We start from the raw sequence: 21,349 nt of genomic DNA, 5'->3' as shown, positions 1-21,349 counted from the left end.
CCCCGATACGGCTGAAGGCGGGAGCAGAGGGGGGGCACATGCCCACGCCGCCGGTGAACGAGGCGACCCGAGAAGTCTTCTGGAACATTCCCCACGCCGGCGTCATCGTGATGTACGTCCTGGCCGCCGTCGCCGCGGGGATCTTCGGTTACGGTATCTGGCGCCGTTGGCGGGTGTGGCGGCAGGGGCGCCCGGTCGCGCGCCTGACCCCCGTCTGGCCGCGCCTCCTGCTGGTATTGCGGCACGTGGCCGCCCACGGCCGGCTGCTGGCGGACCGGGTGGCGGGGCTGTATCACTTCGCGTTCTTCTGGGGCTTCGTGTTCCTCTTCGCCGGCACCGTCGTCGTGTTCATCCACCAGGACTTCGGCTTGCGCATCATGCAGGGGCGCTTCTACCTCTACTTCCAGTCGGCGGCGCTGGACGCCATGGGCCTGGCAGCCATCGCCGGCGTGGGGGCCGCCTTGTGGCAGCGGTACGTGGCGAAAAATCCCCGCCTGCGCCGGGGGATCTGGTCCGACGCGGCCATCCTCGTGCTCTTCGAGCTCATCCTGGTCACCGGGTATCTCGTCGAGGGGCTGCGCATCGCGGCGACCCACGACCCGTGGGCCCCGTGGAGCTTCGCCGGCCTGGCCGTGGCCCGGGGAGCCTGGGCCCTCGGGCTCGGCGAAGCGACGCTGCGGGCGTGGCACGCCGGGCTGTGGTGGCTGCACTTCGCGCTCGCCATGGCCTTCATCGCCTACGTCCCGTACTCCAAGCTGTTGCACCTGGTGCTCGCGCCGGCCAACGTATACTTGCAGCCCTTGCGGGCGCCGGCCAGCCCGGCTCCCATCGACTTCGAGAAGGCGCAGCGGCTGGGAGCCTCGGCTCCGTCGGATCTGCGCTGGAAAGACCTCTTCGACCTCGACGTCTGCACCGAGTGCGGGCGTTGCACGGCGGTCTGCCCGGCCAGCATGACCGGCAAGCCGCTTTCGCCGATGGACCTCATCCTCGACCTGCGCAACGAGCTGAGAGACGGCCCGGGTGACGGCGCCGCGCCCCGCAAGCTGGCCGGCGAAGTCGTCCGGCCCGAGGCGCTGTGGGCGTGCACCACCTGCATGGCGTGCATGGAGGCGTGCCCCGTCTTCATCGAGCACGTTCCCAAGATCGTGGAGATGCGCCGGTACCTGGTGATGGAAGAGTCAGAGTTCCCCGAGACCATGCAGGACGCGCTGCGGAGCCTGGAGGCCCGGGGCCATCCGTTCCGGGGGGCGACGGCCAGCCGCACCGGCTGGTACCAGGGCCTCGGGATCGTGGAACTGACCGAGCCCGGCCAGGCCGCCTCCGTCGACGTGGTGTACTGGGCGGGGTGCGCCGCCGCCTTCGACGAACGCAACCAGAAGGTGGCGCGGGCGTTCGTCACGTCGCTCTTGCGGGCCGGTGTGCGCGTGGGCGTGCTGGGGGCGCAAGAGCAGTGCACGGGCGACCCGGCGAGGCGGATCGGCAACGAGTTCCTCTTCGAGCAGCTGGCCCGGGCCAACATCGAGACCTTCGAGCGGCTGGGCGTGCGGCGCATCGTCACGACGTGCCCGCATTGCTTCAACACGTTCAAGAACGAATACCCCGCGTTCGGCGGCCGCTACCAGGTGACCCACCACACCGAGATGCTCGCGAAGCTCGCGGGCGAAGGACGCCTGAAAGCCCGGCCGTCCGAAGCGCGCGAGCAGCGGGTGACCTTCCACGATCCGTGCTACCTGGGGCGGCACAACGGCGTGTTGGAGCCACCGCGGCTCGTCCTGGAGGAGCTGGGCGGCGCCGAGCTGGTGGAGATGCCCCGCAACCGTACCAAGAGCCTCTGCTGCGGGGCCGGCGGCGGGCGCATGTGGGTGGAGGAGCCGGAAGGGCAGCGGGTCAGCCGGCTCAGGGCCGGGGAGGCCATCGCCACCGGCGCCGAGACCGTGGCGGTGGGCTGCCCGTTTTGCATGGCGATGCTGGACGACGCCGTCAAGGCGGCGGCCGGCGAGCGGGAGGTCCAGGTGCGCGACGTGGCCGAGCTGGTCGAGGAGGCGACCCGCTGGATGGAGACGGACGGGGCCGGGACGGGCAGCGCTGCTGCCGCCGCCCCGCACGGGGGGCAGGTCGTGAAGGAGCATGACGCCGGTCAAAGCTGAGATGACGGGGATGGTGGCCCGGGTCGCGGTGGAGCCGGGGGCTTCGGTGCGGCCGGGCGACGAGGTCGTGGTGCTGGAGTCCATGAAGATGGAGATCCCTGTGACGGCGCCGGCCGGAGGGCAGGTCCGGGAAGTACGGGTGAGGCCGGGCGACTTCGTGCAGGAGGGCGACGTGCTGGTGGTGCTGGAATGAGCGGCCACGTGGTGCGCGAAGGGCCCGACGAGGCCGGGGTGCTGCGCCTCACCCTGAGCGACCCCGAACGGCGCAATCCCCTCACCGGAGAGGCGGCTGCGGCGCTCGCGGATGCCCTCGAGCAGGCCGAACGGTTGCCCGCGGTCCGGGCGATCCTGCTGACCGGCAGCGGCGAGGCGTTTTGCGCGGGGGCGGACCTGCGGGAGTTCGCCGCCACGGGCGGCCGGCCGGCCCCGGAGGCCTTCGCCGGTGGAGAGGCGCTGGTGCGGCTGTTCAAGCTGGGAGCCGGGCTTCGCCGGCCGCTGGTGGCCGCGGTCAACGGGTGGGCGCTGGGGGGCGGCCTGGGGCTGGTGGCGCTCGCTCACGTGGCGGTGGCCTCCGACCGGGCCCGCTTCGGGGCGACCGAGGTACGCCTCGGCATGTTTCCCATGGTGGTGATGCCGGCGCTGGCCCGGGCGGTGGGGGAGCGGCGCGCCCTGGAGCTCGGCCTGACCGGGCGCCTCTTCGATGCCCACGAGGCCCAGGCGATGGGGCTCGTCCACCGGGTCGTGCCCCACGACCGGCTGCCGGAAGAGGCCGGCGCGGTGGCCCGCCAGATCGCCGGCTGGAGCCCGCTGGCCGTCGAAGTGGGCCTGCGGGGGTGGGCCGAGAGCCGGGATCTCCCGGTGGGGAGCGCCATCGAGTACCTGCACGCGCTGCGGCTCGTGCTCGCCGGGAGCGACGATTTCCAGGAAGGCGTGCGCGCGTTCCTCGAAAAGCGGGCGCCGCAGTGGAAGGGGCGCTGAGGCGGCCGTGGCGGACGAGTCACTCCCCCTTGCGCCTTCTCAGGCGCCGGCCGACGTGCACGAGCGGGTGCGCCAGGCCGAAGCGCGGGCCCTGGCCGGAGGCCCCCGGCGCTACCACGAGTCGGCGGCGGCCCAGGGCAAGCTCTTCGTGCGGGAACGGCTGCGTCGGCTGCTCGACCCCGGCTCCGCCATGGTGGAAGACGGGTTGCTCGCGGCCGCCGAGAGCCCGGAACTCGCCGCCGACGCGGTGGTGACGGGCATCGGCCGCATCCACGGGCGGCCGGTCTGCTTCATGGCGTCGGATTCCACGGTGAAGGCGGGTTCGTGGGGCGCCCGCACCGTCGAGAAGATCGTGCGCATCCAGGAGACCGCGATGCGCATGGCGGTGCCCATGATCTACCTGGTCGACTCGGCCGGGGCGCGCATCACCGACCAGGTGGAGATGTTCCCGGGGCGGCGCCATGCCGGGCGCATCTTCTACAACCAGGTGAAGATGTCCGGCGTCGTTCCCCAGGTCTGCGTCCTCTTCGGGCCGTCGCCGGCCGGGGCGGCGTACGTCCCGGCGCTGTCCGACGTGACCATCATGGTCGACGCCAACGCGAGCGCTTTCCTCGGCTCGCCCCGGATGGCCGAGATGGTGATCGGCGAGAAGGTGAGCCTCGAGGAGATGGGCGGCGCCCGCATGCACTGCACCGAGAGCGGGCTGGGCGACTGGTTGGCGAGCAGCGAGGACGAGGCGATCGCCCTGGTGCGCCGTTACCTCGCCTACATGCCCGACCACTGGCAGGCGAAGCCGCCCGCCGCTGCGCCGGTGCCGCCGCGCCCGGGCCGGCCGGTCGCGGAGATCGTGCCCCTGCGCCCCAACACGCCTTTCGACATGATGGAGCTCATCGAGGCGCTGGTCGACGAGGGGTCGCTGCTCGAGATCAAGAGGCTGTACGCGCCCGAGATCATCACGGCGCTGGCCCGCATCGAGGGGCGGGCGGTGGGAATCGTTGCCAACCAGCCCAAGGTCAAGGGCGGCGTGCTCTTCGTGGACTCCTCGGACAAAGCGGCGCGCTTCGTCTGGCTGTGCAACGCGTACGGCATCCCGTTGTTGTACCTGGCCGACGTGCCCGGCTTCATGATCGGAAGCCGGGTGGAGCGCCAGGGCATCATCCGGCACGGGGCCAAGATGATCTGCGCCACGAGCGAGGCGACGGTGCCCAAGATCGCCGTCATCGTCCGCAAGTGTTACGGGGCAGGGCTCTACGCGATGGCGGGGCCCGCCTTCGAACCGGACTGCACCCTGGCCCTGCCCACCGCCCAGATCGCGGTCATGGGGCCCGAGGCGGCCGTGAATGCGGTCTACTACAACCGCATCATGCAGCTGCCCGAGGCGGAGCGGGGCGCGTTCGTCGAGGAAAAGCGCGAGGAGTACACCCGGGACGTCGATGTCGTCCGGCTTGCCTCCCAGCTCATCGTCGACGCCGTGGTGCCCCCCGAGCGGTTGCGGCAGGAGATCGTGGAACGCCTCGAGCTCTACGGGCACCGCCCGGTGCCGGCGTTCTCCCACCGTCGCAACCCCGTCTACCCGGTGTGAAGGGGGAGTGGGTGAGAGCGATGGAGTCCCGAGATGACGCGGCAAAGACCGTCCCGGAGGAGGCCGGGGAAGGGCTCGTGCGCTACGAGCCCCGGGAGGGGTACGCCGTCATCACCCTCAACCGGCCCGACAAGTACAATGCGTTGAGCTACGCCCTGCTCTCGGCCCTGGCCGTGGCCCTGGACAGGGCCGAGCAGGAGCCGGCGGTGAGGGCCATCGTGCTGGCGGGGGCGGGCAAGCACTTCTGCGCCGGGGCGGACATCACGGAGATGGAAGGGATCGACGGGGCGGCCGCGGCGCAAGCGTGGATCCGCCGGCGCGCACCCTTGTTCGAGCGGGTGAGCGCCTGCGAGAAGCCGGTGGTGGCGGCCATCCAGGGCGCCGCCATGGGCGGGGGCCTCGAGATCGCGATGCAGGCCGACATCCGGATCGCCGGGGAGAGCGCCGCCTTCGGCCAGCCCGAGATCCGGCTCGGGATCATGCCGGGCGCCGGTGGCACGCAGCGGCTGGCGCGCCTCGTCGGGCTCGGGCGCGCTCTGGAGTGGCTCATGACGGGGGCCCGCATGGATGCTCGGGAGGCGTGGCGGGTCGGGCTGGTCAACCGGGTCGTGCCCGACGGCCAGGTGCTGGGCGAGGCGGAGAAGCTGGCGGGCGAGCTTGCGCGGCAGGCACCCGTGGCCCTGCGGCTCATCAAAGAGGTGACCCGGCGTGGGCTCGAAGGGCCGCTGTCGTGGGGGCTGGTGTGGGAGCGGCAGGCCTTTGCGATGACCCTGGCGACGGAGGATCGGGCGGAAGGGGTGCGGGCTTTCCTCGAAAAGCGCCCGCCGTCCTTCCGGGGCCGCTAGGATTCGAGCGCCGGGGCGTCAGCGCACGGGGGGCGTACGAGATGGCACTGGCGGCGCAGGAGGCCGGAGCGGAGTACGCGCCGGGCCTCGAGGAGCGCTTCGGGCCGTACTTCCGGCCGGAGCACCGGGCGTTGCGAGAGACGGTGCGCGAGGTGGTGGAGCGCCACCTCAAGCCCCACGCCCAGCAGTGGGAGAAGGCGGGGGGCTTTCCTCCCGACGTCTTCCGCACCCTGGGCGAGTACGGGCTGTTGGGGCTGCGGGTACCGGAGATCCTGGGCGGGGCGGGGCTCGACTGGTTCTCGGAGATCGTCTTCATCGAGGAGCTGCACCGGTGCGGCATGGGCGGGCTTCCGATGGGGGTCATGGTTCACACGGACATGGCGCTACCGGTGCTCGTGCGCTTCGGGACGCCCGAGCAGCACCGGCGCTACCTGCCGGCGGCGCTGACCGGGAAGAAGGTGCTGGCCATCGCCATGACGGAACCGTGGGCCGGATCGGACCTCGCCGGCATCCGCACGGTGGCGCGCCGGGTCGAGGGAGGCTGGGTGCTGGACGGGAGCAAGACGTTCATTACCAACGGTGCCATCGCCGACCTGTTGGTGGTGGCCGCCAAGACCGACCCGCCCGCGGGGCGCTCGGGCATCAGCCTTTTCCTGGTGGAACGGGGCATGCCGGGCTTCCGTACCGTGCGCACCCTCGACAAGGTCGGCATGTGGTCGTCGGACACCGGCGAACTGCTCTTCGACCAGTGCTTCGTGCCGGACGGCCACCTCCTGGGCGAACTCCACCGGGGCTTCTATCACCTCATGTGGGAGCTGGAGGGAGAGCGGCTCGCCATCGCGGCGGCGGCCGTGGCCATGGGCCAGGAGGCGCTGGACCAAACGCTCGAGTACGTCAGGACGCGCCACGCCTTCGGCCAGCCCATCGGGCGCTTCCAGGCGCTGCAGCACCGGATCGCGGAGATGGCGGCGGCGCTGGAGGCGGCCCGGCAGCTGGTGTACGCGGCGGCGTGGCGAGTGGAGCAGGGCCGGCGTGCGGTCAAGGAGATCATGATGGCGAAGCTCGTCGCCACCCGGACGGCGTTCGAGGTGGCCGACGAGGCACTGCAGATGCACGGCGGCTACGGCTACACGATGGAGTACGACGTGCAGCGGATCTGGCGAGATCTCCGGCTTTACCGCATCGGCGGCGGCACCGACGAAATGCTGCGCGAGGTCATTTCCCGGGAAATGGGCCTGCGCCCGAGCCGGAACCGCGAGACGGCCTGAGGCGTTTCGAGGCGGGCGCTCTCCCAACCCCGGGGGCGAGGGGGGCGGCCAACGTGGCCCAGGTGATGGAAGGCTGGCGCCTGACGGAGGAGCAGGAGTCGTTTCGCAAGCTGGCGCGGGAGCTGGCGGAGGAGAAGATCGCGCCGCGAGCGGCAGAGTACGACCGCACCGGAGAATTTCCGTGGGACATCGTCGAGCTCTTCCGGGAACAGGGTCTCTTCAGCCTCGTCGTGCCCGAGGCGTACGGCGGGGCGGGCACCGACCTCCTGACGCTCGTCGTCGTCATCGAGGAGCTCGCCCGGGTGGACGCCACGGCGGCGCTCATCCTGGCGGTGCAGGAGCTCGGGGCGCTGCCCATCGTCCTGGGCGGCTCGGAAGAGCAGAAGCAGCGCTGGCTGCCGCCGATCGCCTCAGGGCAGAAGCTGGTGGCGTTTGCGCTGACCGAGCCCGAGGCCGGCTCGGACCCGGCGAGCCTGCGCACCCGGGCCGAGCGGCGCGGGGACCGCTGGGTGCTGGAGGGGACCAAGCGGTTCATCACCAACGGCAGCGTGGCGGATGTCCTGACCACCTTCGCCACGGTCGACCCGGCCCGGGGACACAAGGGCATCGTAGCGTTCGTCGTCGAGAAGGGCACGCCCGGCTTCGGGGTGAGCCGCCTGGAGGAGAAGATGGGGCTGCACGCTTCGCCCACGGCCGAGCTGGTCTTCGACGGGTGCGAGGTACCGGACGACCACCGCCTGGGGGAAGTGGGCGAGGGCTTCAAGATCGCCATGATGACCTTCGACCGGTCCCGGCCCGGCGTGGCGGCGCAGGCGCTGGGGATCGCCCAGGGGGCTTTCGATTACGCGGTGGCGTACATGAAGGAGCGGCGCCAGTTCGGGCGGCTTTTGGCCGAGTTTCAAGGGCTGCAGTTCATGGTGGCGGAGATGGCGACCCAGATCGAGGCGGCCCGGCAGCTGTTGTACTACGCGTCGCGGCTCATCCACGACCATGGCTACGGCCGGCTGCCTGCGGAGGTCAACCGGTACGCGGCCATGGCCAAGATGTTTTGCTCGGACACGGCCATGCGGGTGACCACGGACGCGGTCCAGCTGCTCGGGGGCTACGGGTACGTGAAGGACCACCCCGTCGAGCGCATGATGCGAGACGCCAAGATCACCCAGATCTACGAGGGCACCAACGAGATCCAGAAAGTGATCATCGCCCGCAGCTATTTCTCGTGACCCGGGCCGGCGCCGGCTTCAGGCCGGCTGCCGCCGAAGCCGGGCGCATCGCCGGGCCCGCTCGGCAGGGAGGCCGGGACGGTGCACTGCGGCCTTTTCCGCCTACTCCGCCAGCACCACTTCGATCCCCAACCTCCGCAGCCGCTCCACGTAGGCGGGGTCGGCGCCTGCGTCGGTGACGAGCGCCTGCACCGCGGTGGCCGGGCTGATGGAGACGAAGCCGGCCGCCCCCAGCTTGGAACTGTCCGCCAGCACGATGACCTGCTCGGCGGCCTCCATCAGCCGCCGCTTCACCTGGACCTCGAGCTCGTTGGACTCGGTGGGCCCTCGCTCCACGGTGAACCCCCGGCACGACATGAACACCCGGTCGAGGTGGTACGATCCGACGGCCCTCTCGGCCAGCGGGCCCACGAACGACCACGATGCCTCCCGCATGATGCCCCCCGTGCAGACCACGGTCACGGCGGGGTGCTTGAGCATCTCCACCGCGATGGGCACCGAGTTGGTGAGCACCGTCACCTGCAGGTCCTGCGGCCAGGCACGCGCCAGGTAGAGCACGGTGGTGCTGGCATCCATCCCGATGTTGTCGCCCTCTCGGACGAATTGCAGGGCGGCGCGGGCGATCCGCTCCTTCTCTTCCCGGTGCTCCGCCTCGCGCCGGGCGAACGGCAGCTCGGGTGAAGCCGACTGGGTGACGACGGCTCCCCCGTAGGTCCGTTCGGCCAGCCCCGCCCGGGCCAGGTACTCGAGATCCCGCCGGACGGTTTCCTCGGAGACCCCGAGGGCGGGGGCCAGCTCGCTCACCCTCACGGCCCCGTCTCTTTGCAGGATGCGCCGGATGACGTTACGCCGCTCGGATGCCAGGATAGGGCGGCCCCTGGGCAAGAGCCCGTCGGCCGTGCCCGGGGTGGGAGATCCGAGGCGGGTGCCGCGCGCCTGCTCGCGGTCGGCCCGGTCCGTGTGGCGCGAGGTCGCCATGGATGCCTCCTGTCCTTCGCGGGCTCATGTTCGCCGCCCGCGGCGCAAGCTCCTCGCAAGATCTCGCAAACCCGGAAGGAGAATCTGGGGTGCCGCCGAAGTAAGCGGTCACAAAACACCAGAGAGTCACATCATCGGTCAACATCCCACGAGGGCGAGGCGAGCGGGATGCCGGTCATCGCCAGCCGATGGAGCGATCACGAGACAGCCTCCCTCTCCGACCTGGAGCTTCTGGTCTACCGATCCCGCCTGCTCGGAGCCGAGCGGGCCATCGTCAACTGGAAGGGTGGCAACACGTCGTCCAAGCTGCCCGGCACGGACGTGGCCGGGCGCCCGCTCACGGTACTGTGGGTGAAGGGCAGCGGCTCGGACCTGGCGACCATACGGGAGGAGGCCTTCACCCCCCTGCGGCTGGAGGACGTGCTGCTGCTCGAAAACCGGGACGCCATGAGCGACGAGGAGATGGTGGAGTACCTCACCCGCTGCGTGCTGCTGCCCGGAGCGCCGCGCCCCTCGATCGAGACCATCATGCACGCTTTCATCCCTTATCCTCACGTGGACCACACCCACCCGGACGCGGTGCTCGCCTTCTGCAACACCGAGGACGGCGAGCGGCTGGCGCGGGAGGCGTTCGGCGACCGCATCGCCTGGGTGGCGTATCGCCGCCCGGGTTTCTCGCTGGCCAAGGAGGTCCTGCAGGCGGTTCGCAGAGGAGGAGACCGGCTCCGGGGTGTCTTCCTGGCCCGCCACGGCCTGGTGACCTGGGGGCGGACCCACCGGGAGGCGTACGACAACACCCTGGCCATCGTCAACGACGCCTACGCCTTCGTCCGGGAGCGGGCAAAGGCACCGGTCTCGTTCGGCGGCGCCCGGATCCGGGCCATGGACGAGGCAGCGCGCAGGCGGCTGCTCGGCCGGCTCATGCCCGTGGCAAGGGGCGTGATGAGCGAGCGACGGAGGGTCGTCCTCCACTACGACGACTCGCCGGCGGTCATGGAGTTCGCCGGCTCGTACGAGGGCCGGGAGCTTTCCCAGGTCGGTTCGGCCTGCCCCGACCACCTGGTGCATACGAAGCACCTGCCGCTCTGGGTGGAGTGGGACCCGGGCAAGGAGACCGAGGAGGCGCTCCTCGCGCGCCTTCGGAGCGGCCTCGCGGAGTACAAGGCGGCCTACCAGGCCTATCAGGCACGTTTTCGGAGGCCCGGCGATCCGGACGGAGACCCGTACCCCCGCATCGTGCTCATTCCGGGGATCGGGCTCATCGCGACGGGCAAGGAGAAGGCCGAGGCGCGCCAGGCCGCCGGCCTCTACCACCGGGCGATCGAGACCATGCGCGGCGCATCGGCGCTCGGGCGCTTCGTCTCCTTGAGCCCCGAGCAGGCGTACGACGTCGAGTACTGGCCGCTCGAGCTCTACAAGCTGACGCTGGCGCCCCCCGAGCGGGAACTGTCCCGCCACGTGGCGCTGATCACGGGGGCGGCAGGAGGCATCGGCCGGGCCACGGCCGACCTCCTGGCGGCCCAGGGGGCGCACGTCGTGCTCACCGACATCGACGAAGCCCGCCTGCACGAGGCGGCCTCCGCCTTGCGGGAGCGGCACGGGCCCGACCGGGTGCTGGCCGAGCCGGCGGACGTCTCCGACGAGGCGGCGGTGCGGCGGGTGTTCGAGGCGGCGACCGTGGCGTACGGCGGGATGGACGTCGTGGTGGCCTCGGCCGGGCTCGCCTACTCCGCGCCCGTGGAAGAGACGCCGCTCGAGGAGTGGGAGCGGATCTTCGGCGTGCTGGCCAGGGGTTACTTCCTCGTGGCCCGGGAAGCCTTCCGGGTCATGAAGGCGCAGGGGCTCGGGGGCAGTATCGTCTTCATCACCTCCAAAAACGCCCTGCTGGCCGGCAAGGGGGCCGCCGCGTACAACGCGGCCAAGGCGGCCGAGCAGCACCTGGCGCGCTCCCTGGCGGAGGAGGGCGGCGCGTACGGCATCCGGGTCAACTCCGTGGCGCCGGACGCGGTGCTCGAAGGGTCCCACATCTGGTCCTCGGAGTGGCGGGAGGCACGGGCGGCTGCCTACGGCATCCGCCCCGAGGAGCTACCCGAGTACTATCGCCAGCGGACCACGTTGAAGGTCAACGTCCGGCCCGAGGACGTGGCGCAGGCGGTGCTCTTCCTGGCCTCCGCCCGGTCTTCCCGCACCACCGGGTGCACCATCACGGTCGACGGCGGCGTGGCGGGGGCGTACGTGCGGTGAGCGGCGGGAAGGATCGCACGCTTTGCCTGGTCGCGTTCGACCTGGGCGCCGAAAACGGCCGGGCCGTCCTGGGGCGGTTCGACGGGCGGCGGCTCGAGCTCGAAGAGGTCTACCGCTTCGCCAACGAGCCGGTGGCAGCTTCGGGGCGGTTGTACTGGGACGTGCTGCGGCTGTTCCTGGAGATCGAGCGAGGGCTGGTGGCGGCGCGGCGGGCCGCGGGGGGCCCCCTGCAGTCGCTGGCGATCGATACGTGGGGGGTGAGCTTCGCGCTCTTCGACCAGAAGGGCGAGCTGGCGGGCCACCCATACCACTACCGGGACCGCTACGTCGAGGGCATCATGGAGAAGGCGTTTGCCGTGGTGCCCGCGCGCACCCTCTTCGAGTGGACCGGCATCCAGCTCATGCCGATCAACACCCTCTACTTGCTTCTTTCGATGAAGCTGGAGCAATCGGCGCAGCTCGCCTCGGCCCGGCACCTGCTCATGATGCCGGCGGCCCTTTCGTACCTCTTGAGCGGGGAGATGGTGGACGAATTCACCATCGCGAGCACGTCCCAGATGGTGGATCCTCACACCCGGACCTGGTCCGGCAAGGTGCTGGACGCCTTCGGGTTTCCCCGGGACCTCTTTGGAAGCGTTCTCCAGCCCGGGACCCTCGTGGGGAGGCTCACGCCGGAGATCGCGCAAGAGCTCGGAGTAGAGCCGGTTCCCGTGGCTCTCACGGCCGGGCACGATACCGCCAGCGCCGTGGTGGCCGTGCCGGCCGCACCCTCCGAGGGCACCGGGCGCACGTGGGCGTTCATCAGTTCCGGTACGTGGTCGCTCGTAGGACTGGAGCTTTCCCGGCCGGTCATCTCCGATGCCGCTTTCCAGGGCAACCTGTCCAACGAAGGCGGGGCGTTCGGGACCTTTCGCTTCCTCAAGAACGTCATGGGCCTGTGGCTGTTGCAGGAGTGCCGGCGCCGGTGGGCGCGAGAGGGTGCGGACGTCTCCTATGACCAGCTGGTGAGGGAGGCGGCTGCCGCACCGCCCCGGCGCTGCTTCATCGATCCGGACGACCCGGGCTTCCTGCGGCCCGGGGACCTGGTCTCGGGGATCCGGGAGTTTTGCGCCCGCACGGGCCAGCCGGCGCCCGAGAGCCGGGGCGAGGTGGCCCGCACCATTCTCGAGAGCCTCGCCCTCAAGTACCGGTGGGTCGTCGAGCAGCTGGAACGGGCGGCGGGCGTCGCCATCGACCGCATCCACGTGGTGGGAGGGGGCTCCCGCAACGAGCTCTTGTGCCAGCTGACGGCCGACGTGACCGGCAGGCCGGTGGTGGCGGGGCCGGCGGAGGCGACCGCGGCCGGCAACCTGCTGGTGCAGGCCGTCGCTCTCCGGGAGCTCTCCGGACTGGAGGAGCTCCGGAGCGTGGTGCGCACGTCGTTTCGGACCCGGCTGTACGAGCCGGCCGCGGGCGGCGGGTGGGAGGACGCGTACCGTCGCTTCCTGTCGGCCGTAATGGGGGAGCCGGTTCGAGAGAAGCCCGGTAGCCTGTAGAGTTCACGCGACCGAGACGGGATGCGGGGTGTCACAGGGTATGTCTAAAACCACCGACTGGAACGCGCGCTACCGGATGCTGGTCGAAGAGCTGGAGGCCGACGGCGTCCAGGTGGACGTGGCCCGGGAGCGCCTGCTGCGCCAGCACGTAGAGACCCCTTCGTGGGGGTATGCCGACAGCGGCACGCGGTTCAAGGTGTTCCACCAGGCAGGTGCGGCCCGCACGCCGTTCGAGAAACTCGAGGACGCCGCCCAGGTCATGCGCTACACGGGCATCGCCCGCAGCGTGGCCATCCACGTCCCGTGGGACAAGGTCGACGACTACGCGGCGCTCAAGCGCCGCGCCGAGGAGCTCGGCATCGCCATCGGCGCCGTCAACCCCAACCTCTTCCAGGACGATGACTACCGCTTCGGCAGCCTCGCACACCCTGACGAGAAGGTGCGCAAGAAGGCCATCGCTCACGTGCTCGAGTGCATCGACATCATGCGCCAGACCGGCTCCCGGGACTTGAGCTTGTGGCTGGCCGACGGCACGGACTACCCGGGCCAGGACGACCTGCGTGCTCGCAAGCGCCGGCTCGAGGAGAGCCTGGCGGAGATCTACCGCGGCCTCGATCCCCATATGCGGCTGCTGCTCGAGTACAAGCTTTTCGAACCCGCCTTCTACTCCACCGACGTACCGGACTGGGGCACGGCGTTTTTGCACGTCACCAGGCTCGGGCCGCAAGCTTACGTGCTCGTGGATCTGGGGCACCACGCGCACGGGGTCAACGTCGAGCAGATCGTGGCGTTTCTCCTGGACGAACGGCGGCTCGGCGGGTTTCACTTCAATGCGCGCAAGTACGCCGACGACGACCTGACTACCGGCTCCATCAACCCGTACGAGCTCTTCCTCATCTACGCCGAGCTGGCGGCGGCCGAGGAGCGTAACGGTGGCCGGCTGGACGTGGCCTACATGATCGACCAGAGCCACAACACCAAGCCCAAAGTGGAGGCGACCATCCAGTCGGTCGTCGCGCTGCAGGAGGCCTACGCCCGGGCCTTGCTCATCAACCGCAAGCGCCTCGAGGCAGCGCAGCAGGCTCAGGACGTGGTCGCGGCCGAGGAGGAGCTGCTCAAGGCCTTCCGCCGGGACGTCACGCCTCTTCTCGTCCAGGTGCGCCGGGAGCTCGGCGTGCCGGAGGATCCGCTCGAGGCGTTTCGCCGCAGCGGGTATGCGGAGTCGGCGGCCAGAGCAAGGGGGTGAGAGCCGGGCTTTCACGAGCGACACAAGCGCGGCGCGGGAGTTTTCCACTCAGGATAGGGGAGGGCAAGAGCATGCGACGCTGGCTGGTTGTGCTGGTAGCAGCGCTTGTCGTGGCGGCGCTCCTGGCCGCTCCGGTAGCCGCGAAGACCCTTCGCATCGCCTTCGTGCCGAAGCTGGTAGGTATCCCGTACTTCAACGCGATGGAGAAGGGCGGCAAGCAGGCGGCCAAGGACCTGGGCGTCGAGTTCATTTACACGGGGCCGACCTCGGACGACCCGGCCCGCCAGGTGGAGATCATCGATAACCTCATCACCCGTGGCGTCGACGTCATCGCCGTCGCCCCCAACGACCCGGGCTCCATCGGGCCCATCCTGGAGAAGGCCAAGAGCCGCGGCATCGTGGTCATGACCTCCGACACGGACGCTCCCAACACGGTACGCCAGCTCTTCGTCAACCAGGCGCTGCAAGACGAGATCGGGTATGCGGTCATGGACAGCCTGGCCAAGGACATGAACTACGAGGGCAAGTTCGCCATCGTCTCCTGCGGCCCCACCGCGTGGAACCTCAACACCTGGATCCTCTACGAGCAGCAGCGCCTCTCCAAGTACCCCAAGATGGAGCTGGTGACCATCCGGTACGCCGGGGAGGACATCCAGCGGGCCGTGGAGGTCGGGCTTGACCTCATGACCGCCTTCCCCGACCTCAAGGGGCTCATCGGGCAGTGCAGCACGTCGGGCCCCGGGGTGGCCGAGGCCGTGACCCAGGCGGGGAAGATCGGGCAGGTCGTGGCGACGGGGGTCAGCGTGCCGTCGCTCATGCGCCCGTACGTGAAGAACGGGGCCGTGAAGCACTTCGTGCTGTGGGATCCCGTCAAGCTCGGGTACCTCACCGTCTGGGCAGGCAAGCAGCTGGCGGAGGGCAAGAAGCTGCAGCCGGAGATGGACGTGCCCAACGTCGGCAAGGTGAAGTACCTGGCGGACCAGAAGATGCTCGTGCTGGGGCCGCCGACGGTGTTCGACATCAACAACGTGGACAACTACGACTTCTGATGGTGGGGCAGGCGCCGTTTCGGTGAGCGGGCAGGGGCGGCTCGCGAGGAGGGCCGCCCTTGCGCTGGCTCCCTGGCGTCGACGAGGCAGTACGAGGAGGCGGCCACGTGACGGCCAACGGCAAATCGATCCTCCGGGCGTCGGGCATCTGCAAGAGCTACGGCGGCATCCGGGCGCTCCAGGACGTCGACTTCGAGCTCTTGCCCGGAGAGGTACACGCGCTGGTCGGCGAAAACGGGGCCGGCAAGTCCACGCTGATCAAGATCCTGTCGGGCGTCGTGCGGCCGGACGCCGGCCGCATCGAGTGGGAGGGCCGGCCTGTCGAAATCCCCGACCCGAGCGCGGCCCAGCGCCTCGGGGTGGCGACCGTGTACCAGGATCCGCTGCTGTTTCCTGACCTGTCGGTGCTCGACAACATGTTCGCGGGCCGGGAGGTCCTCACCCGCGCCGGCAACGTCGACCGCCGCAAGGAGCGGGAGATGGCCGTCCGGGCGTTCGGCGACCTGGAGGTGGGCCTGTCGGAGGCACTCTTGGAACGTCCCATGCGCTCGCTGAGCCTGGCGCACAAGCAGCTCGTGCTCATCGCCAAGGCCCTCATCCACCAGGCCCGGGTGCTGATCTTCGACGAACCGACGGCCATCCTGAGCGACCAGGAGGCGGACCGCCTGTTTGCCGTCATCCGGGGGCTGCGCCGGCGCCAGGTGGGCATCGTCTACATCAGCCACCGGCTCGAGGAGATCTTCCAGCTGGCCGACCGGGTGACGGTGATGCGGGACGGGCGGGTGCGGGGGACGTTCCCCGTCGGGCAGGTGACGGAGGAGTCCATCATCGAGCTCATGGCGGGGAGGGAGCTGCACCGGCAGGCGCCGGACGGCGCTCCCGCGGGCGGGCCCGTCGTCTTGCGGGTGCGAGGCCTGAGCCGCCCCGGGCTTTTCGAGGGGATCGCCTTCGAAGCGAGGGCGGGCGAAGTGCTCGGATTCTTCGGACTCGTCGGATCGGGCCGGAGCGAAGTGATGCAGGAGATCGTGGGCGTGAGCGCTCTGGCCGTGGCAGGCCGCATCGAGGTCGACGGCCGTCCCGTGCGGCCCCGGTCGCCCGCCGAGGCCATGCGGCTCGGGATCGCCTACGTGCCCGAGGATCGCAAGGGTCAGGGCCTGTTCGGCGTGCTGCCCGTCCGCTACAACCTGAGCGTGGCCATCCTCAAGAGCCTCGCCCGCTTCGGGCTTTTCGTCGACCGCTCGAAGGAGGCCGAGGCGAGCCGGCGGTTCGTTGCCGATCTCAACATCCGCATCCCCGGCCTGAGCGCGCCCGTCCTCTCCCTCTCCGGGGGCAACCAGCAAAAGGTGGTGCTGGCCCGGTGGCTCGCGGTACGGCCGCGGGTGCTCATCCTCGACGAGCCCACCCGGGGTATCGACGTCGCTTCGAAAGAGGAAATCCACCAGCGTATCCGGGCCCTGGCCCGGGGAGGGGTGGCCGTCGTCGTCATCTCCTCCGAGCTCCCGGAGATCCTGAAGCTCGCCGACCGCATCGTCGTCATGCACGAAGGACGCATCAGCGGCACGTTCGACCGGCGGGAGGCGAGCGAGGAGCTGGTGCTCGCCGCCGCCATGGGGCGGGCGGCCGCGGTGCAGCCCGCATGAAGTGGTGGTAGGGCATGCGTACTCTCAGCCCGGCTCAAGTGGCGGCACCTGCTCACGGCTCGCCGGCGGCAGCTCGGGGGCTGCGGCGGGCCGCGGCTTCGACGGAGTTCACCATCCTGGTGGTGCTGGTGGCCATCAGCGCCGTGCTCGCCTGGATGCGGCCTCAGTTCCTTGCGTGGGGCAACGTGCAAAACCTGTTGCTGCAGGTGGCGAGCGTGGCCATCCCGGCGATGGGCATGACGCTCGTCATCATCACGGCCGGGATCGACGTGAGCGTCGGGGGGATCCTGGGCGTCTCCGCCGTGTTGATGGGGCAGGCGGCCCTGATGGGATTCCACCCCCTCGTGCTGGTGCTCGTCGGCCTGGCGGCCGGTGCGGCGCTCGGCGCCGTCAACGGGGCCCTGGTGACGGCTGGTTCGTTTCCTCCCATCATCGCGACCCTGGCCACGATGAACCTCCTGCGCGCCCTCATCTTCGGCCTCCTGGGCGGCAAGTGGATTGCCGGCATCCCGTACGAGGTGCGCCAGTTCGCCCTGGGGCGATGGCTGGGCATCCCATACCCGTTCTGGGTCGTGCTGGGCTTGGTGGCGGTGCTGACTTACGTCCTCAGCCTGCGGCCCGAGGGCCGTCACCTGTATGCGGTGGGGGGTAACGCCGAGGCGGCCACGGTGGCCGGCATCCGGGTGCGGCGGATCCTCTTCGCCGTGTACGCGCTCAACGGGATGCTGGCGGGTCTGGCGGGCTTCGTCTTCATGGGACGGGGCGGCCTCGTGCAGACCAACGCCGGCTCCGGCCTCGAGCTGCAGGCCATCGCTGCGACCGTGCTGGGCGGCACCAGCATCCTGGGCGGGAAGGGGACCGCGGTGGGGACGCTTCTGGGAGCTTTTCTCGTGAGCGTGGTGCGTAACGGCCTCATCCTGCTCAACATCCCGGCCCTGTGGGAGGGCGCCATCATCGGAGGCCTCGTGGTGGCTGCCGTGGTGGCCGACGTGATGCGCCGAGGGGGGATCCACGGATGATCGGCTCTTCGCCGGCCCCGGCGGCGCCGGGTGCGGCGGCTGCTCCCAGGGTGGCCGTGGTGCGGGCGCTGCTCGCGGAGCGGGTGTGGCTGCTGGTGCTGCTCATCGTGCTGACGCTGATCGTGCAGGGCGCCATCGTGCCCGGCTTCCTCAACGGCTACAACCTGCTCAACACGCTGCAGTACGGGGTGGAGATCGGGCTGCTCGCCATCGCCGAGACGCTCGTCATCATCTCGGGCGGGGGCGGCATCGACCTCTCGGTCGGATCCCAGGTCAGCCTGGCCAGCATCGTGCTGGGCGTGCTCGTCATCCGGCTGCACCAGGACCTGTGGCTGTCCGTGGCGGCCGTGATGCTGCTGGGACTGTTGATGGGCGCCGTCAACGGCGGCATGGTGGCGTACGTGGGTATCCCGCCGCTCCTGGCCACCCTCGGCACCATGTACGTGTACAGCTCCCTGGCCCTGGTGCTCACGGGTGGCATCCCGGTGTCGGGTTTCCCGCCGGAGTTTTTCGGGATCGGCCAGGGCACCGCTGTGGGCATCCCCAACCAGGTGCTCTGGATCTTCCTGCCGGTGGTCGTCTTGCTCGGGCTGCTCGCCCACCGGTCGGTGCTGGGTCGTCACCTCTTCGGCGTCGGCGCCAACGAGACGGCGGCGCGATTTGCCGGGATCGACGTCCGGGCGGTACGGTTCTGGGTGTACGTGGTGGCGGGCTTCCTGGCGGCGCTCGGAGCGGTCATCATGACTTCGCGGGTGGCGACGGCCAAACCGGACGCCGGGCTCGGGTACGAGCTGCGGGCCATCACGGTCGCGGTGCTGGGAGGCACCGACATTTTCGGGGGCCGCGGCAGCGTGGCCGGCACCGTGATGGCCATTTTGCTCATCACGCTGCTCTCCAACGGGCTCGACCTGGCCATGGTGCATCCCATCTGGCAGGTCGGCATGCTGGGTGCGGTGCTCATCGCCGGTGTGCTGCTCAACAACTGGACGGCGGCCCGGCAGCGGTGAGCCTGCGCCCACCAGAGTGCAGCGGGTGCTGAGGTGCCGTTCATCCCCTCTCGCTGCCGGTATGGACCCCCTCCCCTCTGGAAAACGTACAGCCGGGACGCCACAGGCGGCGCCCGCAACCTTTTCGAGGGAGGGAACGGCCATGGCCATCGAGCGTTTCCGGCGCGGCCACCAGCTCGAGGACCGGCGGGAGCCGGCCGGCCCCTGGGACTGGGGACTGGTCTGGGAGCCCCTGCGAAACCTGTGGGAGCGAGGACCGCTCCAGGGATGGGGGGTGGACTTCCCGGCGCTCGACGTCTACGAGACGGAGAAAGACGTCGTCGTCGAGGCGGAGCTGCCGGGCGTGGAGCCCGAGGACGTGGAGGTCGACGTGGTCGACCACCAGCTGCGCATCCGGGGGGAGGTGCGCCGTTCCGAGCAACGCCATGACCGGGGCGTCTACCGGCGAGAGCGGCGCTTCGGCTCGTTCGTGCGAACCGTGAGCCTGCCCGACGAGGTCGACCTGGAGCAGGCCAGGGCCACCATGCAGCAGGGAGTGCTGAAGCTCCGTCTTCCCAAGAAGGAGGGTTTCCGGCGCCGGATCCCCATCGAGCGCGGCGGGTGAGGAGGGGCGGGCAAGAAAGAGGGAGCCTTCCCCCTTGCGACCAATTCTCCCTACGCAGGGCGACGAAGCCCCGCGTAGGGGGGCCGTTGGCGATGGAGCGCAGACCGTTCGGCCGTACGGGTGAAAGGCTTTCCATCATCGGCTTCGGCGGCATCCTGGTGGACGGGGTGACGCCCGAGCAGGCCGCCTCCCTGGTGGCAGAGGCGGTCGACCGGGGCATCAACTACTTCGACGTGGCCCCGAGCTACGGCAACGCCCAGGAGCGGTTGGGGCCGGCGCTGAGGCCCTACCGGGACAAGGTCTTCCTCGCGTGCAAGACGCTCGAGCGCAAGCGCGACGGAGCGCGCCGAGAGCTGGAGGAGTCGCTGCGCCTGCTCCAGACGGACCGCATCGATCTCTACCAGTTGCACGCCATGACCACCGGCGAGGACTTCGAGCAGGCCATGGGGCCGGGGGGCGCGCTCGAGGCCATCGTCGAGGCTCGCGAGCAGGGCCTCGTGCGGTACATCGGCTTTTCGGCTCACTCGGAGCAGGTCGCGCTGCGCCTGCTGGACGCCTTCGCGTTCGACAGCGTGCTCTTCCCGGTCAACTGGGTGAGCTACCTGGTGGCCGGCTTCGGGAAGGCCATCATGGAGAGAGCCGAGCAGGTAGGAGCCGCCCGGTTGGCGCTGAAGGCGCTGGCCCGGGCGCGGCTTGCCCCGGGGCAGCCCCGGGTCATGGAGAAGTGCTGGTACGAGCCCATCACCGACCGGGAAGAGGCAGCTGTTGCCCTGCGCTTCACGCTGTCGCAGCCGGTGACCGCGGCCATCCCGCCGGGTGAGGTCCAGCTCTGGCGGTGGGCACTGGACACGGCAGACCACTTCACCCCGGTGAGCGAGGATGAACGTGATCGACTTTACCGGCGAGCCGAAGGACTCGTCCCTCTCTTCCCCCTCCCGGCGTAGGCAGCAGGAGGCGCTCGGCAGCGACCTCGAGCTGGCCGTGCAGGTGCTCCGGGAAGGGCGCTGGAGCCACGTCTTCGCCCGCGACGGCCGCATCGTGGCGTCCGGTGAAGGCCACGGGGTGCTGCCCCTGGTGGCCACCATCCGGCGCGTGGGCCGGGGCGAGCTCGCGGGCGCCTCGCTCGCCGACAAGGTCGTGGGGCGAGCCGCCTTGATGGCCGCCCTTGCCACCGGTGTCAGAGCCGTCCATGGGGAGTTCATGAGCGAGGCGGCCATCGAGGAAGCGACCCGGCGCCGCGTGCCGTTCAGCTATGGAGTGGCCATTCCCCGGGTCCTCAACCAGGCCGGCACCGACCTCTGCCCGTTCGAGGCGGCAGTACGAGACGTCGAGGAGCCCGAGGCGGCGCTGCGCGCTCTGGAGCGGGCGGCCGAGCGCATGGGAAGGCAGCGGGCCGGGGCCGAGAGGGCGGCCGGGGGCCGCCTTCGGGCGCGAGGCCGTCCCGGGGTGCAGTGGATCACCCGGGCCGCCCTCTGGACGGCACTGGCCGTGTTGGTGCCGGTGCTCTTGCACCCGCTGGGGGTAGGCCCGGTTTTCCTGCCCATGCACTGGCCCGTGCTGGTAGGGGGCGCGCTGGGCGGGGCGGCGGTCGGCCTGGTCGCCGGCGCCCTGGCGCCGCTGCTATCGTATTTCCTGACGGGCATGCCGCCCCTGGTGCCGCCGATAGCCCCGCTCATGGCCATCGAGCTGGCGGCGGCCGGGTGGGTGGCAGGATGGGTACGGAGTCTGGCTGCGGCCCGGCAGGCCGCGGGGCGGGCCAGCCTGGGGGCCGAATATTTGTGGCTGGCCGCAGCCATCCTGGCCGGGCGAGTGGCCCTGGGCGCAGCGGCCATAGGGCTCGGGCCGTGGATCGGCCTGAAGGTGCCCGGGCTGGCCTACGTGCAAGGAGCCCTGCTCTCCGGCCTTCCGGGCTTCGCCCTGCAGCTCCTGGCGTTGCCGGTGCTGGTGCGCCGGCTGGCGGCGCGGCCGCGGCCGTGAGGGCCGC

18 protein-coding genes are annotated in these 21,349 nt (G+C 70.4%); 17 read left to right on the top strand and 1 reads right to left on the bottom strand.

Going from position 1 to position 21,349, the window contains the following annotated elements; genetic code table 11:
• Nucleotides 1–38: 38 nt before the first annotated feature.
• The 7 genes from U7230_RS12025 to U7230_RS11995 are packed head-to-tail and all read left to right on the top strand — an operon-like array spanning nt 39 to nt 8,043.
• Nucleotides 39–2,147 (top strand): heterodisulfide reductase-related iron-sulfur binding cluster, encoded by a 2,109-nt coding sequence (locus tag U7230_RS12025; protein ID WP_324716078.1) that lies wholly within the window; start codon nt 39–41, stop codon nt 2,145–2,147.
• Nucleotides 2,128–2,340 carry a biotin/lipoyl-binding carrier protein gene (locus tag U7230_RS12020; RefSeq protein ID WP_324716077.1) on the top strand — a complete coding sequence of 71 codons (213 nt, stop codon included), beginning with the start codon at nt 2,128–2,130 and terminating at the stop codon, nt 2,338–2,340. The genes U7230_RS12025 and U7230_RS12020 overlap by 20 nt, the downstream gene beginning before the upstream one ends.
• The gene (locus tag U7230_RS12015; protein WP_324716076.1) at nt 2,337–3,125 is read left to right on the top strand and encodes an enoyl-CoA hydratase/isomerase family protein; all 789 of its coding nucleotides are present in this window, start codon (nt 2,337–2,339) and stop codon (nt 3,123–3,125) included. The genes U7230_RS12020 and U7230_RS12015 overlap by 4 nt, the downstream gene beginning before the upstream one ends.
• Before the next feature lie 7 nt (nt 3,126–3,132).
• Entirely contained in the window at nt 3,133–4,707 is a 1,575-nt protein-coding gene (locus U7230_RS12010; RefSeq protein WP_324716075.1) for an acyl-CoA carboxylase subunit beta, read from the top strand.
• A gap of 20 nt (nt 4,708–4,727) precedes the next feature.
• On the top strand, nt 4,728–5,552 hold the full coding sequence (locus U7230_RS12005; RefSeq protein WP_324716074.1) for an enoyl-CoA hydratase/isomerase family protein: 825 nt from the start codon (nt 4,728–4,730) through the stop codon (nt 5,550–5,552).
• 41 nt (nt 5,553–5,593) lie between these two features.
• A complete protein-coding gene (locus U7230_RS12000; RefSeq protein ID WP_324716073.1) occupies nt 5,594–6,820 on the top strand; it encodes an acyl-CoA dehydrogenase family protein in 1,227 nt (408 codons plus the stop codon).
• 53 nt (nt 6,821–6,873) lie between these two features.
• The gene (locus U7230_RS11995) at nt 6,874–8,043 is read left to right on the top strand and encodes an acyl-CoA dehydrogenase family protein (protein WP_324716072.1); all 1,170 of its coding nucleotides are present in this window, start codon (nt 6,874–6,876) and stop codon (nt 8,041–8,043) included.
• Between the two features lie 102 nt (nt 8,044–8,145).
• On the opposite strand, the gene U7230_RS11990 is transcribed toward U7230_RS11995, so the two are convergent.
• Nucleotides 8,146–9,021 (bottom strand): DeoR/GlpR family DNA-binding transcription regulator, encoded by an 876-nt coding sequence (locus U7230_RS11990; RefSeq protein WP_324716071.1) that lies wholly within the window; start codon nt 9,019–9,021, stop codon nt 8,146–8,148.
• Between the two features lie 168 nt (nt 9,022–9,189).
• Here U7230_RS11990 and rhaD point away from each other — a divergent pair, with 168 nt between their 5' ends.
• From rhaD to U7230_RS11940, 10 genes are all read left to right on the top strand, one after another.
• A complete protein-coding gene (gene rhaD / locus U7230_RS11985; protein ID WP_324716070.1) occupies nt 9,190–11,265 on the top strand; it encodes a bifunctional rhamnulose-1-phosphate aldolase/short-chain dehydrogenase in 2,076 nt (691 codons plus the stop codon).
• Nucleotides 11,262–12,800, top strand: coding sequence for a rhamnulokinase (locus U7230_RS11980; protein ID WP_324716069.1), 1,539 nt, complete (start codon nt 11,262–11,264; stop codon nt 12,798–12,800). The genes rhaD and U7230_RS11980 overlap by 4 nt, the downstream gene beginning before the upstream one ends.
• Before the next feature lie 40 nt (nt 12,801–12,840).
• Complete coding sequence (gene rhaI, locus U7230_RS11975; protein WP_324716068.1) at nt 12,841–14,046, top strand: L-rhamnose isomerase; 1,206 nt, start codon at nt 12,841–12,843, stop codon at nt 14,044–14,046.
• A gap of 71 nt (nt 14,047–14,117) precedes the next feature.
• On the top strand, nt 14,118–15,095 hold the full coding sequence (locus tag U7230_RS11970; RefSeq protein WP_324716067.1) for an autoinducer 2 ABC transporter substrate-binding protein: 978 nt from the start codon (nt 14,118–14,120) through the stop codon (nt 15,093–15,095).
• Between the two features lie 59 nt (nt 15,096–15,154).
• Entirely contained in the window at nt 15,155–16,735 is a 1,581-nt protein-coding gene (locus U7230_RS11965; protein ID WP_324716066.1) for a sugar ABC transporter ATP-binding protein, read from the top strand.
• 14 nt (nt 16,736–16,749) lie between these two features.
• Entirely contained in the window at nt 16,750–17,754 is a 1,005-nt protein-coding gene (locus U7230_RS11960; protein WP_324716065.1) for an ABC transporter permease, read from the top strand.
• On the top strand, nt 17,751–18,761 hold the full coding sequence (locus U7230_RS11955) for an ABC transporter permease (RefSeq protein ID WP_324716064.1): 1,011 nt from the start codon (nt 17,751–17,753) through the stop codon (nt 18,759–18,761). The genes U7230_RS11960 and U7230_RS11955 overlap by 4 nt, the downstream gene beginning before the upstream one ends.
• 142 nt (nt 18,762–18,903) lie before the next feature.
• Nucleotides 18,904–19,365 carry an Hsp20/alpha crystallin family protein gene (locus U7230_RS11950; RefSeq protein WP_324716063.1) on the top strand — a complete coding sequence of 154 codons (462 nt, stop codon included), beginning with the start codon at nt 18,904–18,906 and terminating at the stop codon, nt 19,363–19,365.
• Nucleotides 19,366–19,457: 92 nt separating this feature from the next.
• Nucleotides 19,458–20,309: an aldo/keto reductase gene (locus U7230_RS11945; RefSeq protein WP_324716062.1), complete on the top strand. Its 852-nt coding sequence runs from the start codon at nt 19,458–19,460 to the stop codon at nt 20,307–20,309.
• The gene (locus tag U7230_RS11940) at nt 20,245–21,342 is read left to right on the top strand and encodes a DUF1893 domain-containing protein (protein ID WP_324716061.1); all 1,098 of its coding nucleotides are present in this window, start codon (nt 20,245–20,247) and stop codon (nt 21,340–21,342) included. Before U7230_RS11945 ends, U7230_RS11940 begins: the two co-directional genes overlap by 65 nt.
• The last annotated feature ends 7 nt before the right edge of the window (nt 21,343–21,349 follow it).

The organism is Limnochorda sp. L945t, from assembly GCF_035593305.1.
In the GTDB taxonomy this organism is placed as follows: Bacteria; Bacillota; Limnochordia; order Limnochordales; family Geochordaceae; genus Carboxydichorda; species Carboxydichorda subterranea.
This window is presented reverse-complemented; position numbering and strand designations above follow the sequence as displayed.

What these genes read in the sequence shown, in the direction of transcription:
- U7230_RS12025 (WP_324716078.1), top strand. Translation starts at nt 39, where the DNA reads ATGCCCACGCCGCCGGTGAACGAGGCGACCCGAGAAGTCTTCTGGAAC.
- U7230_RS12020 (WP_324716077.1), top strand. Translation starts at nt 2,128, where the DNA reads ATGACGCCGGTCAAAGCTGAGATGACGGGGATGGTGGCCCGGGTCGCG.
- U7230_RS12015 (WP_324716076.1), top strand. Translation starts at nt 2,337, where the DNA reads ATGAGCGGCCACGTGGTGCGCGAAGGGCCCGACGAGGCCGGGGTGCTG.
- U7230_RS12005 (WP_324716074.1), top strand. Translation starts at nt 4,728, where the DNA reads ATGGAGTCCCGAGATGACGCGGCAAAGACCGTCCCGGAGGAGGCCGGG.
- U7230_RS12000 (WP_324716073.1), top strand. Translation starts at nt 5,594, where the DNA reads ATGGCACTGGCGGCGCAGGAGGCCGGAGCGGAGTACGCGCCGGGCCTC.
- U7230_RS11990 (WP_324716071.1), bottom strand. Translation starts at nt 9,021, where the DNA reads ATGGCGACCTCGCGCCACACGGACCGGGCCGACCGCGAGCAGGCGCGC.
- rhaD (WP_324716070.1), top strand. Translation starts at nt 9,190, where the DNA reads ATGCCGGTCATCGCCAGCCGATGGAGCGATCACGAGACAGCCTCCCTC.
- rhaI (WP_324716068.1), top strand. Translation starts at nt 12,841, where the DNA reads ATGTCTAAAACCACCGACTGGAACGCGCGCTACCGGATGCTGGTCGAA.
- U7230_RS11970 (WP_324716067.1), top strand. Translation starts at nt 14,118, where the DNA reads ATGCGACGCTGGCTGGTTGTGCTGGTAGCAGCGCTTGTCGTGGCGGCG.
- U7230_RS11960 (WP_324716065.1), top strand. Translation starts at nt 16,750, where the DNA reads ATGCGTACTCTCAGCCCGGCTCAAGTGGCGGCACCTGCTCACGGCTCG.
- U7230_RS11955 (WP_324716064.1), top strand. Translation starts at nt 17,751, where the DNA reads ATGATCGGCTCTTCGCCGGCCCCGGCGGCGCCGGGTGCGGCGGCTGCT.
- U7230_RS11950 (WP_324716063.1), top strand. Translation starts at nt 18,904, where the DNA reads ATGGCCATCGAGCGTTTCCGGCGCGGCCACCAGCTCGAGGACCGGCGG.
- U7230_RS11945 (WP_324716062.1), top strand. Translation starts at nt 19,458, where the DNA reads ATGGAGCGCAGACCGTTCGGCCGTACGGGTGAAAGGCTTTCCATCATC.
- U7230_RS11940 (WP_324716061.1), top strand. Translation starts at nt 20,245, where the DNA reads ATGAACGTGATCGACTTTACCGGCGAGCCGAAGGACTCGTCCCTCTCT.